This window comes from Propionicimonas sp., from assembly GCF_047606205.1.
Lineage (GTDB): Bacteria > Actinomycetota > Actinomycetes > Propionibacteriales > Propionibacteriaceae > Propionicimonas.
In genome coordinates, this window is the sequence record NZ_JASGES010000016.1 from 1 (window position 1) to 15,655 (window position 15,655).

Sequence of the window (15,655 nt, forward strand, 5' to 3'; positions counted from 1 at the left end):
CCGGCGACGAGGCCGAGCGCTCGCCGGCCCGGCGGACGGAGCCGGCCCGCGACCAGCGAGACGGACGAGCCGACGGCCAGCGCCAGCGGCGCCGCGGCGAACGCCGGGTAGTTGGCGTACCACGACGCGGTGGTCAGGAGCATGCCGACGCTCGCGGCGAGCAGGCACACCGACAGCCGCCCGGAGGGCGAGCGGACGGCGAGGACCGCGACCGCGAGAACGACCAGGCACAGGCCGATCACCAGCGCGGCGGGAAGGCCGGTCGCCGTGGCCTGGTCCATGCCCAGCAGCATGCCCGCGCGCAGGACGAGGTCGGTGCGCACCGAGGGGCGCTGGAGTTGCGCAGTAACCGCGTCGGTCCACAGCGCGGGCAGGACGGACCAGAACGGCGCGAGGACCAGCACGGCGGCGCCGGCCGCACCGAGGACCGCCGCCAGCGCGGCCCTCACCCCGCGGGTCGCCAGGATCCAGACCACCACGACCGCCAGGAGCGCGACCCCCCACAGCTTGGTGAGGGTCGCCGTGGCGAGCAGGGCGCCCGCCAGTACCGTCCGCCACGATCGCACCGATGGCGCGGACGGGCGCAGTGCGACCAGCGCCAGCAGCGCCAGGAGCGTCGAAGGGGCCTCCAACCAGGTCGCCCTCTCGACGTGCGCGGCGGCCGGGTGGATCGCGTACAGACCCGCGCCGGTCAGCGCGGACAGCAGGCCGCCGCGCCGCAGCAGGACGAACACGAGCCCGGCGCTCGCCGCACCGCCCACCATGACCGCGACCCGGGCCGTCGCGAACGCCGCCGGGTCACCCACCCACTCGCCCAGCGCCGCGAAGGGCTGCAGCAGCAGGACGATGCCTGGAGGATGCAGGAGCAGGAAGTCCCGGTAGGGGAGCCGGCCGTCGAAGAACCCCACCGCGGCGGCGTAGTACACCGACGGGTCGTAGTTCGGGGCGCCCAGCAGCCCGTCCGCCGTCGCGAGCACCGGAACGAGCCGGACGGCGAACGCCACCGCGACCACGCCGATCAGCGGCAGTGCACCCCGGATCCGGAGCGATGGGCTGTGCCGGGCCATGGCTCAGGGCTGGTGGACCAGCCGGCGGAACGTCCGCAGGCTGCGGCCGGCGAGTCGCCGGGCCCGACTGAACAGCCCGGGTGCGGTCGCCACCGGGCGAGGCGGAGGAGGGGGAGCGGGGGCGGCAACCGGCTGCCGCGGGGCGTCCCTGCGCGCGCGGCGGGCGTCGTTCCTGGTCATCTGGAGGATGCGGAACACGGCCTGGGCGTCCGGACGGGGATCGATGTCGCCGAGCCCGTCTCCGACGTCCTTCTCGAGGCCGGCGAAGTGCTCCTTCGCCTGCTTGAAGGCCTTGAAGGCCGTCGCGCCGACCTCGCGTCCGATCCAGTCCTCGAAGCTCCTGCCGGCGGTGAGCCGCAGCATCTCGACGAAGCTGACGTAGTAGCCGCGCGCGGCCGACGCACGGCTGCCCGCGGTGATCAGCGAACCGGGCCGCAGCCTTCGGACGTAGAGCGGCGTCTGGCGGTGGGTCGCTCGAGCCGCCCGAAGGAGCAGTTCGAAGGTGAACAGGTTGTCCTCCCTGGGCAGGCCAGGGACGAACCTGAGCCGCTGCTGCTCGGCGAAAGCCCGCCGGACCACGTACAGGCAGGCCTGCACCCGGTAGTCGCCGGCCATCTTCATCCGTGCCATCAGCTCCGGTCCGGGCACCACCTCGGCGTAGCTGCGGGAACGGTGGTAGTAGCCGCGGTAGTTCTGGACGGTGCGGGCGTCGACCCCCGGCTCGGCGACCGTGTCGGCGTCGAACAGGACGACGTCGGCGAGGGCCTCGTCGGCGGCGGCGACGAGGGCGGCGAGCCCGTCGATCCCCCAGTAGTCGTCGCTGTCGAGAAAGCAGACATAGCGCCCGGAGGCGTCGACCAGGCCGCGGTTCCGCGCCGCGGACAGCCCCGCGTTCTGCTGGTGGATGACGTGGATCCGCGGGTCGCCGGCCGCGGCCTGCTCGAGGATGTCCGGGCAGGAGTCGCTGGAACCGTCGTCCACGCAGATCACCTCGATGCCCAGGCCGGTCTGCCGGCGCACCCCGTCCAGGCACTCCTGCAGCCAGGGCGCCGTGTTGTGGACGGGGATGATCACCGAGACGTCGGGGACGCCCACCGGGACATCCGGAGCACCGGTGGCGCCGACGGACTGACCGGCCGCCGGACGCGGAAGCTCGGGCGGCTGGGCTGGCGCCGATGTGCCCGCCGTCCATCCTGCCGCCGTCCGGACGGCCGTCCTGGCCTCCGCCTGCGCCGTCCGCGCCCGGCGGGACGCCTCCACCGCACGACCGAACAGGAACTCCTCGCTGGTCATCTCGAGGTAGGCCGACAACCGGCGGGCGAGGCCGGTGGTCACGAAGTACGCCGGCGGGCGGTCGAGAGCGCCCCAGCCGGCGAGCAGCCCGCCGCGCAGGGCGGAGTCGATCTCGGCGTACGCGGCGAAGGTCGATGCCCGCTCCAGGTTCGCCAGGCTCACCTCGACGGCCTCGTTGACGAAGGCGGCCTCGTGGCGGCTGGCCAGGCCGGCCTCGCGCAGGGTCGACTGCAGCGCGCCGAGGGCCTCGGCGAAGTCCAGCGGTGTCGCATGGGTGCTGCCCTGCAGGCTGGCGGGGTTGCCGATCCGGTAGTCGATCAGGGCCCGGTCCACATAGCTGAGCCGCTCGGCCAGCGCGATCGCGGAGAACGTGAAGTGCAGGTCGTTGGTCCGGCGGAGCTCCTGGAACCGGAGTCCGTGACGTCGCACGAAGTCGGCCCGGAACAGCTTGTTCCACGCGACCGGTCCGAACGCGTAGAACAGGGCTCCGCCCAGCGCCTCGGGGGCGAACGGCGTTCGCGAGGGCAGCAGCGCGGTCCGCAACCCCCAGCTGACCGGGACCGGCTCCCGCCCGGGTTCGTCGAACACCCGGAAGCCGGTCGCGGTCACGTCCGCCCGGTCGGCCTCTGCACGGGCGTGGAGGCGGGCCAGCAGGGTGGGGGCGAAGAAGTCGTCGGCGTCGAGGAACGCGAGGTAGTCGCCGGTGGCGACCTCCAGGCCGGCGTTGCGCGCCGACCCGGCGCTGCCGGTCGCGGGACCGGTGATCATGCGGACCCTGGCGTCGGTCGCGGCGATCTCGCGGATGATCGACGGCGTCGCGTCGGTGGATCCGTCGTCGACGACGATGAGCTCGAGGTCGGACATCGTCTGGCGGCAGACACTGCCCAGTGCGTGGCGTAGATACTGCTCGCCGTCGCGCACCGCGACGACGACCGAAACTGCCGGCACGGGGTCCTCCTAGGTGGGTGGGCATCGGCCCTGCGCCCATCCTGCCGGTTCGGGGCACAGCTTTCCTCAATTCGTACGAGTCCGGACACCGCCCGGTGTACGGACTCGGAGTCTGGAACCCCATCCACGCGTAGGCTCGGGCCAGCCGGTACGGTCGGGTCAGGTCGACGGCCGGACGGCCGGTCGCAGAGGAGGGGTTCATGAGGCAGCGGCGCAGCGCCGGGCTCGTCGCGTTGAGCGGGGTGGTCGCAGCGGGGCTGATGGCCGTCCTGCCCGGACAGGCGGTGGCCGACGAGCCGACCCCCTCCCCGGAACCGAGCGCGACCACCTCCCCGTCGGCCGGCGCCAGCGCGTCCGCGACGCCGACCGCGACGAGTTCCGCGACCGGGACGGCGTCCCCGACAGCAACGGAGACGGCCACGTCGACGGCCTCACCCACGCCGACGGCCTCACCCACGCCGACGGCGTCGACGCCCACTCCGAGGACCACCGGGCCCGCCCACCTGCGCACCACCGTCACCGTCACCAAGAGCGCGACCATCTCGATCGATGTCGCCACCGGCAAGGTCTCCGTCCGCTTCGCCTCCGGTGTGGCGAAGAAGCGGCCGGTCTCGCTGCAGCGGCTCGTCGACGGCGCCTGGAAGCACATCCTGAAGAAGAAGATGGACTCCAAGGGGCGGGTCACCTTCTCGGTCGCGACCTACTCCAGCGCGTCGATCTACCGCGCCGTGGCCCTGGAGTACAAGGTCAAGAAGAAGCGGCTGCCGCTACGGGCGACGAAGACGGCCGGCTGGGACCTCTCCTTCTCCGACGGCTTCGACGGCACCCGACTCGACGACAGCAAGTGGTCGCTGCGGGAGTCGGCGAACGTGGGCCCGAGGTACTGCTCGCGCACGACGACCGACGCGTACTCGGTGCAGGCCAAGCAGGACGGCGCCACCGGCGTCTTCGTCGCTACCGCCGACTACATGAAGGACGAAGCGCTCGCGAAGACCTACCAGGAGGTCGCGATCAGGTACGGCGTGGACGGGCAGTGCTGGTGGGGCCACCCGGTGGACTCGACCACGGCGCTGGGCGTCTTCGACACCACCATGGTCACCACCCGCGGCAAGCACACCGTCAGCACCGCCACGGCGGGAGTGGTCGCCGCACGGATCAAGTTCCCCGAGGCGCAGGGAATGCACGGCGCGCTGTGGCTCAAGGCGCCCGGCGGGGGCGAGATCGACGTCGCCGAGGGCTTCGGCTACGGCCTCGGGCTGTCCAACTACATCCACTCGGCCTCGAAGACCAACCTCGCCACGACCGGCACCGCGTCGTACAAGTTCGGTGCCTACGTGATCCCCGAACAGACCGGAAAGCGCAGTTGGTGGGCGAAGTACCACACCTACTCGATCGCCTGGACGAGCACCGGCTTCACCTTCAGGGTGGACGGCAAGGTGACCCGGACCGTCAAGCTCCCGCCCGGCGACGCCGACTACGAGTTGGTCCTCAGCCTGCTCGTCTCGGACTGGGAGGCCAACCGGATCACGTACCCCAAGAACAAGCAGGGCGTGAAGGCTCCGCTGGTCCCGGCCAGCCTCCCCGAGCACATGGGCGTCGACTGGGTGAAGGTGTGGTCGGCGGCCTGAGCCCGGTCAGGTTGGGATCTCCCAGCGGCTGGGCAGCGGGAAGTAGACCTCGAAGAACTCCCGCAGCGCCGCGTCCTTGCGGGCCCTGGACGCGGCGTCGTCGTCGCCGGAGTCGTTGATGCAGAAGGTGAGCCGCCGCCGACGCCTCAGCCAGCGCTCGAGGGTCACCTCCGGGCGTTCCGCGGCCAGGTCGACGTAGCCGTAGTCGATCCGTCCGGGGACGGCCCGGCGAACGGCGAACGCGTAGTACTGGCTCAGCGAGCTGGTCAGGGAGTAGTTCGACGCGTGCCGCAGGCGGGAGCGCATCACCGCGTCGAAGAGTTCCGGGTGGTCGGCCTCGAACCCCTCGATCACCGAGCGCACCTGCGGCTGCGGGGTGTGCCGCAGCTTGTGGACGATCGTGCGCCCGAACTCGGCCTCGATCAGGTCGCGGTTGTTCTTCGCCGCGGCCGCCACCGCGAGGTCGCCCGGATCGTGGCCGCCGATGTCGAGCAGCGCGGGCGAGGTGAAGAACTTGCTGATGCCGTTGCCGTGGAAGAAGTCCTCCGGCTGCGCCCGGGCGCCGAACAGCATGTCGTCGTTCAGGTACAGGTAGTGCTCGGCCAGCCCCGGGATGTGGTGCAGCTGGGACTCGATCGCGTGCGAGTTGTACACCGGCAGCGCGGACGGATCGGCGAAGATCTCGCGATGGTCGACGATCCGCAGCCGCTCGTCCTGCCGCAACCAGGCCGGCACCTGCTGGTCGGTCACCACCCAGATCCGGTGCGCCCAGTTCGCGAACATCTCCACCGACCGCAGCGAGTAGCGCAGTTCGTCCCGGTTCTCGAACCGGGCGGCGATCTCCGCGTCCACGCTCACCCCGGACAGGTCCCGGTCACCCAGGGCCGCGGCCTTGCGGCGCAGCCAGGCCGGGTCGTCGCCGTCCACCCAGGTGTAGACGAGGTCGACCGGCTCGGACAGCTGCAACAGGTGCGGCGGGCGGGCCGGCAGCCGATGGGCGTTGGCCTGGATCTCGGCCCACAGCGCAGGACCCGCGTAGTCGAGGATGCCGTTGTGGGTCGGGCCGTGCACGGTGCCCGGCTGGTGCAGCCCACCGCCGGTGGCCAGGGTCTCGGTGTCCTCGCGGATCCAGAACTCCAGGAGCACGCCGGTCTCGGCGTCGGTGAGGGGGGCCCCGGAGGGTGAGAGCAGGTTCCTGCTGAGCAGGATCCCGGAAACCCCGAAGGTGGACGTCGTCCGCCAGGCGACCGGCGCGGGCAGACCGACGACCCCGGCCTCCGACCGGGCGGCCCACCACCGCCGGGTGGACGGATCGCCGGCCAGGGCACGCATCACGGCAGGGGCGTCGTCGCGACGGATGGCCACCCGCGGCAGCCCCAGCAGGCGCTGGTCGAGGATCAGGTGTTCGACCCCGTTGCGGTGCAGGACGGCGGAGAGGTCGCTGACCAGGCCGGCCAGGTACGCGTGCGCGTCGAACGTCTCGACGGTCTCGTAGGGGCGGCGCAGCCATGCGGGGAGACGCTGCCAGACCCAGGGGCCGCTGCGGCGGCGCAGGCGCAGCGAACCGACATAGGCCGACCTCGCGGCCCGGCGTGCCCATTCGCGTGGTGCGGACGGGCGGCTCATGACGGGATCCGCTCGAACGGGCTCGGCAGCGGGAAGTAGGCGGAGAGGAAGCGGCGCAGCTCCTCGTCCTCGCCGTCCCGCGGACTCCCGCCGACGTCGTTGACGCAGAAGCAGTCCGCGCTCCGCTCGGCGAGAAGCGCGCCCATCCGCTCGGCCCCCAGCGCCGACCCGGCGTCCACGTACTGGTAGGTCAGGCCGCCGGTCACCGTCCGGCGGGTGGCGTAGCCGTAGTAGTGGGCGAGCTCGGAAGGGACGGACAGGTCGTCGCGGTGCCGGAACCGGGAGCGGGCGACCCGCGCGAAGTCCTCCGGCATCAGCGCCTCGAGGTCGGCCACCGCACTCTTCAGGTGGGCGTGCGGGACGTGCTGCATGCGATGGGTGATCGTCCGGTCGAAGGTGCGTTCGATCCACTCCCTGCCGCGGCGCGCGGCCAGCATGGCGCCATTGCGCTCGTCGGTGTCCGTGTCGAGGTCGATCGCGATCGAGGAGGTCATCATCTTGGGCAGGCCGTTGCCGTGGAAGAACAGCTCGGGACGGACCGGGCGACCGAAGAAGAAGTCGTCGTTCAGGTAGAGGAAGTGTTCGGCCAGCCCCGGGATGTGGTGCAGCTGGGACTCGATGGCGTGCGAGTTGAACACCGGCAGGGCGTCCGGGTCGGCGAAGATCTCGCGGTGGGCGACCACCGTGATCCGGGGATGCTCGAGGTCGAGCCAGGCCGGCACCTGGCCGTCGGTGACGATCCAGATGTGGCGGATCCAGCCCGCGTACATCGCGAGCGAGCGGAGCGAGTGGCGGAACTCCTCGCGGTCCCGCGTCCTGGCCTCGTCGAGGGCGTCGGAGGCGAGCCCCTGGTTGCCCGGGTCGACGGCCGCCCGTCGCTCACGCCAGGCCGGATCGTTGTCGTCCACCCAGGTGTAGACGGCGTCGACGGGACCGGTGAACTCCAGGATGTTCGGGAGTGCCTGCGCAGCCAGCCGGTGGCCGGGCCGGGACTGCGCGTCCTGCCACTGCGCCGGCGCGAGGTAGGGCGCGACCCGGTTGTGCCTGGCCGGCCGAAGCGTGTGGGGGACGTACTCGCCGCCGTCGGGGCGCAGCGTGCCCTTCGCGGTCGGCTGCCAGAACTCCAGCAGGACGCAGATCTCGCGGGAGACGACGTAGGCCCCCGACGGGGCGCGCAGGTAGCGGTAGAGCCGGAAGGCGGGCACCGCGGCGTCCGGGTCGATCGAGCGCAGCGTCCGCGGCCGGCGCCGGCCGACCTCCGCCGCGATCCAGGTGCGGGTCAGGGAGGAGGCCTGCAGGGCGCGCAGCGCGTCCGGGGCGCGGCGGGAGTCGACGACGACCCACTCCTGGCCGGACCGGGACATCCGCACGAACTCGATGCCCGCCTGTTCCAGGACGCCCGCGATCGACTCGGCCAGGGCGGACTGGAGGCCCCACGCGTCGAACGACTCGACGGTCTCGGCTGCCAGGCCCCGGAGAGTGCGGTCGACCGGCCGGCCGGTCAGGGGACGCAGCCTGCCTCGAACCGGCGGCGGCAGCCTGCGCCCGACGGCGACGCTGTGGAGCCTCAGCCGCTCCCCAACCGGCCGATGGGGGCGCCGCATCCGTCCCGCCTTTCCTCGAGCAAGTCTGCGCCGGCCAGCGCGGGGGCGGGCGGGCAACGCCGTTAGCCTAGCGCCATGAGTATTCCCTGGCGGCCGGACGCGTGGCAGCCCGTCGACGGCTTCGAGTTCACCGACATCACCTACCACCGGGCAGTGGACGTCCCGGCCGTGCGGGTGGCCTTCAACCGTCCCGAGGTGCGCAACGCGTTCCGTCCACACACGGTCGACGAGCTGTACACCGCGCTCGACCACGCGCGGATGAGCTCCGACGTCGGCTGCGTCCTGCTGACCGGCAACGGGCCGTCCCCCAAGGACGGCGGCTGGGCGTTCTGCTCGGGCGGCGACCAGCGCATCCGCGGGCGCTCCGGCTACCAGTACGCCGACGGCGAGACCGCCGACACCGTGGACGCCCGGCGTGCGGCGGCCGAGGGCGGGCGGCTGCACATCCTGGAGGTGCAGCGGCTGATCCGGTTCATGCCCAAGGTGGTGATCGCCCTGGTCAACGGCTGGGCGGCGGGCGGGGGACACTCCCTCCACGTCGTGTGTGATCTCACCATCGCGTCCGCGGAGCACGCCCGGTTCAAGCAGACCGACGCCGACGTCGGCTCCTTCGACGCCGGTTTCGGCTCGGCCTACCTCGCCCGGCAGGTCGGCCAGAAGGTGGCGCGGGAGATCTTCTTCCTCGGCGAGACCTACGACGCGCAGCGCGGCTACGAGATGGGCACCGTGAACCGGGTCGTGCCGCACGCCGACCTGGAGACCGTCGGCCTGGAGTGGGCGGCGAGGATCTGCGCGAAGAGTCCCACCGCCCAGCGGATGCTGAAGTTCGCCTTCAACGCCATCGACGACGGACTCGTCGGCCAGCAGGTGTTCGCCGGCGAGACCACCCGCCTGGCCTACATGACCGACGAGGCCGTCGAGGGCCGCGACGCCTTCCTCGAGAAGCGGCACCCCGACTGGTCGGCGTTCCCCTACTACTACTGAGCCGCGCTCCCTCAACGCCGGTCCGTTCCCGCGTGCGGTCGCGGCGGGACCGTCGTGCCGGGTCAGGGGGTGCCGGGTCAGGGGGTGCCGGCCCCCCGCGGGAGGGCCGGATACTGCCTAGACTCCGGGCATGTTCGCCAAGCTCAACCCCGTCCCCGCGCTCGACCGCCCCGACCTGTTGCCGGCGCCCGTCTACGCGGCCGTCCGCGACCACCTCCCGTCCGCCCAGGTGTTCGGAGTCGACCCCGCCCACGCCGACACCGAGACGCTGTGCCGGGTCTACGACCTCCCGATGGACGTGATGGCGAACGCCGTGCTGGTGCTGGGGCGCCGCGGCGGTGAGGACCGTTACGCCTGCTGCATGACGCTCGCCCACCGCCGGGTGGACGTGAACAACGTCGTCCGGCGCCGGCTCGACGTGCGCAAGGCGTCCTTCGCGCCGATGGACTATGCCGTCGAGGTCTCGGGCATGGAGTACGGCGGCATCACGCCGGTCGGGCTCCCGTCCGACTGGCCGGTGTGGGTGGACGGGGCGGTCGCCGACACCGGGCTGGTCTGCATCGGGGCCGGCATCCGCGGGGCCAAGCTGCTGCTGCCCGGCGCCGACCTGCTGAAGCTGCCGAGCGCCGAGAGGGTGGACGGCCTCGCCCGCGACCTCGGCTGACCCGACCCCCGCCGTGAACGGGAATGGGGACAGACCTGCGAACGGGAAAAGAACCGTCCCCTGAATGACTGGGGACGGTTCTTTTCCCGTTCGCAGGTCTGTCCCTAGCCCGTTCACTGGTCTGTCCCTTTTGCGTTCAGCCGGGAGCCAGCCGCTGCGCGGGCCCGGCGAGCGAGCGTCCAGATCGTCGGGCCCCGGGTCAGTCGTCCAGGCCGATGAACCGCCGGAACGCCTCGACGCCGGACACGCGGAGCTCCGGACCGCGGACGAACGTCTCCGGAGTCAGCACCCACTGCTGGCTGGGGTGCCACTCGCCCAGCCGGCGGGTCTTCCGCAGGACGCCGTTGGGCTGGTAGCCGACCTTGCGGCTGACCGCGTTCGACGCGGGGTTGTCGGTGTAGGCCGCCGACGTGACCTCCTCGGCGTCGAGGTGGTCGAAGACGAACGCACAGATCGCCTGGCGCATCGCCGTCCCGATCCCGCGGCCCTGGAACTCCCGCCCCAGCCACGAACCCGTCTCGCCGGTGCGCGTGACCAGGTACGAGCCGGTCATGAACCCCTGGCAGCCGACCAGGTGGCCCTCGTACTCCACGGCGAACTCCAGGTCCCACAGGTCCCGGTTCCAGTTCGAGCGGACGCCCCAGTGGAAGCGCGCGTAATTGAGCGGCTGCTCCTCCACCGGCGCGTTCGTCCACGGATAGAAGAACGGCATCGCCTCCGGGGCGTGGATGCCCCGCATCGACAGCTCCACCAGCTCAGGCAGCAGCTCGTCGGTGATCGGACGCAGCACGAGCGGTCCCGCCTCGACCCGCAGGCCGAACGGCGGGAAGATCTCGGCCAGCTCCATGGCTACTGCGCGAGCCCGTAGAGCCGGTCGCCGGCGTCCCCGAGGCCGGGCACGATGTAGCCCACCTCGTTCAGCCGCTCGTCGAGTGCCGCGCAGACGAGCGTGCACGGGACGCCGATCGGGTCGACCAGCTCGCGCATCCGCTCGACGCCCTCGGGAGCCGCGATCAGGCAGATGCAGGTGATGTGGTCCGCGCCCCGGTCGACCAGGAACTTCACGGTGCCGCCCAGCGAGCCGCCCGTGGCCAGCATCGGGTCGAGCACATAGCACTGCCGTCCGGAGAGGTCCTTCGGCAGTCGCTCGGCGTAGGTGAACGGCTGCAGGGTGACCTCGTCACGCACCATGCCGACGAAGCCGACCTCCGCGGTGGGGATCAACCGCATCATGCCCTCGAGCATGCCGAGCCCCGCGCGCAGGATCGGCACGACCAGCGGACGCGGACGGCTGAGCTCGACGCCCATCGTGGTCGTGATCGGCGTCCTCACCTCGACGGCGTCCACCCGCACCTCGCGGGTGGCCTCGTAGGCCAGGAGGGTGACCAGCTCCTCGACGAGCTGGCGGAAGGTGGCGCTCGCGGTGTTCTCGTCCCGCAGGAGACTGACCTTGTGCGCGACCAGGGGATGCTCGATGACACGTAGTTCCACGTCGGATAGGTTCCCACACCTCGGCCCGGGGCGAATGCCCTGCCCGGACTGTGCTCCACCGCCGACTTCTGACACGATGGAGAGGTGTACGGGATGAGGAGGCGGTGATGGTGGCGTCCGATGAGGCGGAGTTCGAAATGCCGAATCGAGGGGACGATCGCCCGGGCCTCGATGATCTCGACAACCTGGTCACCGGCGAGGAGCTGGACGCGGACGACGACCTCGAGGAGGACGACGACTATCCCGAGGACGCGACCGAGGACGACATCGACCTGGTGATCGCCTGCTACCGCGAGGACGGCCAGCCGGTGGCGGTGCCGCTCGAGATCGACCTGGCGAACGACCTGGACGGGCTGATCGAGCAGTTGCGGCGGATTCCCGGGGACGCCGGCGCCGTCGGCATGGTCTCGGTGGCGAGCGAGGTCTTCGTGATCGTGCGGGTGCGCGGCAAGCGGGTGCAGGTGTTCTGCTCCGACGGGCTGGCCGCCGACGACTGGCCGATCGTGCGCGATGTCGCGGATTTCCTCGACGCCGAGCTTCCCGACGACGACAGCGACGACCCGTATCCGCTGGGCGACGCCGACATCCTCTCCGACGCCGGCCTGCCGGACTTCGAATTGGAGGCGATGGCCGAGGATGTCGACGTCGATTCCGCCGTCCTGCTGGAGCGGATCGCCGTGAAGCTGGGCTTCCGGGCCCAGTTCGGCAAGGCGCTCGCGTCCTTCGAGTGAGCCGCTGGGACGCCGCCATGGCCGCGGCGCTCGCCGAGGCCGCGCTGGCCCCCGTCCACGGTGACGTGCCGATCGGTGCGGTCGTGCTGGACGCCTCCGGCACGGTGGTGGCGCGGGCGCACAACGAGCGCGAGCTGGCCGGCGACCCGACCGCCCACGCGGAGGTGCTCGCGCTGCGCAGGGCGGCCGACGCGCTGGGTGGCTGGCGGCTGGACGAGCACACGCTGGTGGTCACCCTGGAACCCTGCACGATGTGCGCGGGAGCTCTCGTGCTCTCCCGCGTGCGGCGGCTGGTGTTCGGCGCCTACGACCCGAAGGCGGGCGCGGTCGCGTCCCTGTGGGACGTGGTGCGCGACCCGCACCTGAACCACCGCGTCGAGGTCGTCGGCGGCATCGGCGCCGACGCCTGTGGCGCCGTCCTGCAGGAGTTCTTCGCCGACCACCGGTGAGGTGGTCGCTCGGCGGCGGAGCCCGGTCGCTCCCGATTGGCCCGCCCCGGCTCCGGCTCGGTACACTCCTGCGCGGTGGCGTGTCTGAGCGGCCTAAAGAGCGCGCCTCGAAAGCGCGTGAGGGGAAACCCTCCGAGGGTTCAAATCCCTCCGCCACCGCCAGGTGCAGGACATCGGAGCCGGTGAGCCCTCGGGTTCGCCGGCTCCGGTGCGCTCAGGTGCCTGAGGACAGCAGGCGACGGGGGAGCCGCCACTTGCGGGTGGCAGGGGCCTTCGTGCTCGCCCGCACGAGTTCCTGCTCCAGCCTGATCACGTTGTCGGCGGCCGCCCGGTACAGCCCGGCGACCAGGAGGGTCGCGATCTCCGGCTCGATCAGGACGGGCTGGTCGGTCTCGGGATCGGCGGGGACGGGAGCGTCGCTGACCAGCGCGTCGAGGTCACCGATGATCCTCACCCCGCTGGCCGCCAGGCGGGCGGCGATCTCCCGGTTGATCTCGCGGATCCGCAGCACGTCCGCGGCCGGCGTCCGCAGGCGCGGCTCGCCCCTGGGTGGGACGCGGGTCTCGACGAGGTGCTGGACGGCGCCGCGCTGCAGCCACTTGTGGAGCTGGTAGGCGTTGTCGGTGGGCAGGACGCGTCGGTACATCGCCCGTACCGCCACGATCTCCGGCAGTGTCATGGAGCGGTTCGACGTCTCCCCCGGAGTGATGCTGCCCTCCGGCACGCCGAGGAGTGCTTCGGCCTGGCTGTACAGGTTCGCGGGCTGCCGCTCGTCGGTGACGATGACGACGACGTTCTCCGGGCCGAGGACGTCCGCCCAGCGCGCGGCCAGCGCGGCGTGGTCGTGCCGGTGCCAGAACCGGGCCGCCCGTTTGCCCGCCGGGGCCTGGGGCCCGTCCAGCAGCGGCCGGAGAAAGGAGGGGTAGGAGTAGCGGGCTCCCGTCTTGACCGCCTGCTGCCAGGTGCTGGGGAGGAGCCGTTCGAGCGAGCGGATCGTGATCATCACCCGCACCCGGTCCTGGCCCCAGGAGTCACGAATCCTGGTGACCATGTCCGTCGTGCAGTCGTCGAACCATTCCGAACTGAGGGCCAGCCGGGAGGCGTCGCTGGTGCGCGCCCACTCATCGAGCCGCTCCCAGTCCCCGGACAGTGGTTTCTCGCCCGGCTCCATCCCGCCGCGGGTGAACCCGGTCAGGGCGGTCGCGCCCCGGTAGAGCAGGCTGTCGGCCGGCACCAGGACGCCGGCCTGGGCAAGCGCCTCCTCCGATCCGAGAAGGGCCGACTGGAGCGCGGTCGTGCCGGTCTTGTGCGGCCCGATGTGCAGCAGGATGCCGTTCTCGGGAAGGAAGTCGGGAGGCGTGGGCCAGCTCATGCTTTCTCCAGGGTGCCGCACGGCGCCTGCGCGGCGCCCGCGACTCGGTCGAGGTCGTCGGGTGGGATTCTAGGGTGCGGACCTGTGTGCCCGTCCCGGCGATGTGGATGGCCGCCGGGACCCTGCCGACCGTGCCCCTTCCGTGCGGGCCCGCCCGGCCGTGGTGCGGGCCGGTGCCGGCGCCGGTGACACTCGTTCACCCCGCGGCGTCCGCGTGAACGAAAGTGCGCAGTGGCAGCCCTTTCCCGCCGCTGCCGGACGAGGCAGAGTTGGCACTGCCCACCCACAACGCGCCTCAAAGGAGAGCCCTGTGAAGAAACTCATCAACGACCCCGAGAACGTGGTCGCCGAGACGTTGGCCGGCTTCCAGGCCGCATTCGCCGATCTGGTCACCGTCCATTTCGACCCTGACTACGTCGTTCGCGCGGACGCACCGGTCAAGGGCAAGGTCGGTCTGGTGTCCGGTGGCGGCTCGGGTCACGAACCGCTGCACGCGGGCTACGTGGGCAAGGGCATGCTGGACGCGGCGGTGCCGGGCGCGGTCTTCACCTCCCCGACCCCTGACCCGATCCTCGAGGCCACGAAGGCCGTGGACGGTGGCGCGGGCGTGCTGCACATCGTGAAGAACTACACCGGCGACGTGCTCAACTTCGAGACCGCGGCCGAGATGGCCGACATGGAGGGCATCACGGTCAAGGCCGTCGTGATCAACGACGACGTCGCGGTGGAGGACTCGACCTGGACCGCCGGGCGCCGCGGCGTCGCGGGCACCGTCCTGGTGGAGAAGATCGCCGGTGCGGCCGCCGAGCGCGGGGACAACCTGGACGGCGTCGTCGCGATCGCGGAGAAGGTGAACGCCCAGGTGCGTTCGATGGGCGTCGCGCTCACCGCCTGCACCGTCCCCCACGCCGGCAAGCCGTCGTTCGACCTCGGCGAGGACGAGATCGAGATCGGCATCGGCATCCACGGCGAGCCCGGACGCCACCGCATCCCGATGGCCCCGGCCGACTCGATCACCGACCAGCTGGTCGACCCGATCCTGGCCGACCTGAAGCCGGCGGCGGGCAGCAAGGTCCTGCTGTTCGTCAACGGTATGGGCGGCACGCCCGAGGCCGAGCTGTTCATCGTCTACAACCACGCCCGCCAGCGCCTGGTCGACGCCGGGCTGGAGGTCACCCGCTCGTTGGTCGGCAACTACATCACCTCCCTGGAGATGCAGGGCTGCTCGATCACCGTCCTGGTGCTCGACGACGAACTCACCGAACTGTGGGACGCTCCTGTCCTGACCCCGGCATTCCGTCGCGGGCTGTGAGGTAAGGAGCCTCGTGAGCGACACACTGTCCCAGGCCTGGGCCGATGCGTGGATCCGCAAGGCCCAGGCCGTCCTGGCCGAACACCGGATGGAGCTGATCGACCTCGATCGTGCCATCGGTGACGGTGACCACGGCGAGAACATGGACCGCGGCTTCAAGGCCGTGGTGGCCAAGCTGGACGAGGGTGGCATCACCGACGTCCAGGGCGTGCTGAAGCTGGTCGCGTCCACCCTGATGTCCAAGGTCGGCGGCGCCGCCGGTCCGCTGTACGGGACAGCGTTCCTGCGGGCGGCGAAGGCGGCCGAGGGCGATCTGGATTCGGCGGGGGTGGTCGCGGTGATCGCGGGCGCGCTCGACGGCATCGTCTCCCGGGGCAAGGCGACCACGGGCGAGAAGACGATGGTGGACGCGTGGACGCCCGCGCTCGAGGCCGCGAAGGCCGCGGCCGACGGCGGGGCGAGCCCTGCGGCGACCTTGCGGGCGGC

14 protein-coding genes and 1 tRNA gene are annotated in these 15,655 nt (G+C 71.6%); 8 read left to right on the forward strand and 7 right to left on the reverse strand.

The genetic code is table 11. The annotated features are described in order from the left end of the window. Positions 1 to 1,067: glycosyltransferase 87 family protein (locus QM633_RS00985; RefSeq protein WP_415151849.1), on the reverse strand; the 1,067-nt coding region annotated here is incomplete at its 3' end. Between the two features lie 3 nt (positions 1,068 to 1,070). Continuing rightward, positions 1,071 to 3,308 carry a glycosyltransferase family 2 protein gene (locus QM633_RS00990; RefSeq protein ID WP_415151850.1) on the reverse strand — a complete coding sequence of 746 codons (2,238 nt, stop codon included), beginning with the start codon at positions 3,306 to 3,308 and terminating at the stop codon, positions 1,071 to 1,073. 200 nt (positions 3,309 to 3,508) lie between these two features. On the opposite strand from QM633_RS00990, the gene QM633_RS00995 reads away from it, so the two are divergent. Next, positions 3,509 to 4,936, forward strand: a complete 1,428-nt coding sequence (locus tag QM633_RS00995; protein ID WP_415151851.1) for a family 16 glycosylhydrolase — start codon at positions 3,509 to 3,511, stop codon at positions 4,934 to 4,936. 6 nt (positions 4,937 to 4,942) lie between these two features. On the opposite strand, the gene QM633_RS01000 is transcribed toward QM633_RS00995, so the two are convergent. Together QM633_RS01000 and QM633_RS01005 are read right to left on the reverse strand one after the other, a co-directional pair. Beyond that, a complete protein-coding gene (locus QM633_RS01000) occupies positions 4,943 to 6,562 on the reverse strand; it encodes a stealth family protein (RefSeq protein ID WP_415151852.1) in 1,620 nt (539 codons plus the stop codon). After that, a complete protein-coding gene (locus tag QM633_RS01005) occupies positions 6,559 to 8,166 on the reverse strand; it encodes a Stealth CR1 domain-containing protein (protein ID WP_415151853.1) in 1,608 nt (535 codons plus the stop codon). Before QM633_RS01005 ends, QM633_RS01000 begins: the two co-directional genes overlap by 4 nt. Before the next feature lie 75 nt (positions 8,167 to 8,241). On the opposite strand from QM633_RS01005, the gene QM633_RS01010 reads away from it, so the two are divergent. Together QM633_RS01010 and QM633_RS01015 are read left to right on the forward strand one after the other, a co-directional pair. Beyond that, positions 8,242 to 9,150: a 1,4-dihydroxy-2-naphthoyl-CoA synthase gene (locus QM633_RS01010; RefSeq protein ID WP_415151854.1), complete on the forward strand. Its 909-nt coding sequence runs from the start codon at positions 8,242 to 8,244 to the stop codon at positions 9,148 to 9,150. Between the two features lie 130 nt (positions 9,151 to 9,280). Further along, positions 9,281 to 9,814 (forward strand): YbaK/EbsC family protein, encoded by a 534-nt coding sequence (locus tag QM633_RS01015; protein ID WP_415151855.1) that lies wholly within the window; start codon positions 9,281 to 9,283, stop codon positions 9,812 to 9,814. A 199-nt stretch (positions 9,815 to 10,013) separates the two neighbouring features. Here QM633_RS01015 and QM633_RS01020 read toward each other — a convergent pair whose 3' ends face one another. Beyond that, a complete protein-coding gene (locus tag QM633_RS01020) occupies positions 10,014 to 10,661 on the reverse strand; it encodes a GNAT family N-acetyltransferase (RefSeq protein WP_415151856.1) in 648 nt (215 codons plus the stop codon). Positions 10,662 to 10,663: 2 nt separating this feature from the next. Continuing rightward, on the reverse strand, positions 10,664 to 11,290 hold the full coding sequence (gene upp, locus QM633_RS01025; RefSeq protein ID WP_415151862.1) for a uracil phosphoribosyltransferase: 627 nt from the start codon (positions 11,288 to 11,290) through the stop codon (positions 10,664 to 10,666). A gap of 122 nt (positions 11,291 to 11,412) precedes the next feature. Here upp and QM633_RS01030 point away from each other — a divergent pair, with 122 nt between their 5' ends. The 3 genes from QM633_RS01030 (at position 11,413) to QM633_RS01040 (ending at position 12,647) form a co-directional block, all read left to right on the forward strand. After that, the gene (locus QM633_RS01030; protein ID WP_415151857.1) at positions 11,413 to 12,036 is read left to right on the forward strand and encodes a tRNA adenosine deaminase-associated protein; all 624 of its coding nucleotides are present in this window, start codon (positions 11,413 to 11,415) and stop codon (positions 12,034 to 12,036) included. Then, on the forward strand, positions 12,033 to 12,485 hold the full coding sequence (gene tadA, locus QM633_RS01035; RefSeq protein ID WP_415151858.1) for a tRNA adenosine(34) deaminase TadA: 453 nt from the start codon (positions 12,033 to 12,035) through the stop codon (positions 12,483 to 12,485). Before QM633_RS01030 ends, tadA begins: the two co-directional genes overlap by 4 nt. A 74-nt stretch (positions 12,486 to 12,559) precedes the next feature. Next, positions 12,560 to 12,647 (forward strand) — tRNA-Ser (locus QM633_RS01040). A gap of 52 nt (positions 12,648 to 12,699) precedes the next feature. Here QM633_RS01040 and QM633_RS01045 read toward each other — a convergent pair. Then, positions 12,700 to 13,857: a hypothetical protein gene (locus QM633_RS01045; RefSeq protein ID WP_415151859.1), complete on the reverse strand. Its 1,158-nt coding sequence runs from the start codon at positions 13,855 to 13,857 to the stop codon at positions 12,700 to 12,702. Positions 13,858 to 14,167: 310 nt separating this feature from the next. Here QM633_RS01045 and dhaK point away from each other — a divergent pair, with 310 nt between their 5' ends. Next, entirely contained in the window at positions 14,168 to 15,169 is a 1,002-nt protein-coding gene (gene dhaK, locus QM633_RS01050; RefSeq protein WP_415151860.1) for a dihydroxyacetone kinase subunit DhaK, read from the forward strand. 13 nt (positions 15,170 to 15,182) lie between these two features. Next, the coding region (gene dhaL / locus QM633_RS01055) for a dihydroxyacetone kinase subunit DhaL (RefSeq protein ID WP_415151861.1) at positions 15,183 to 15,655 on the forward strand (473 nt) is incomplete at its 3' end.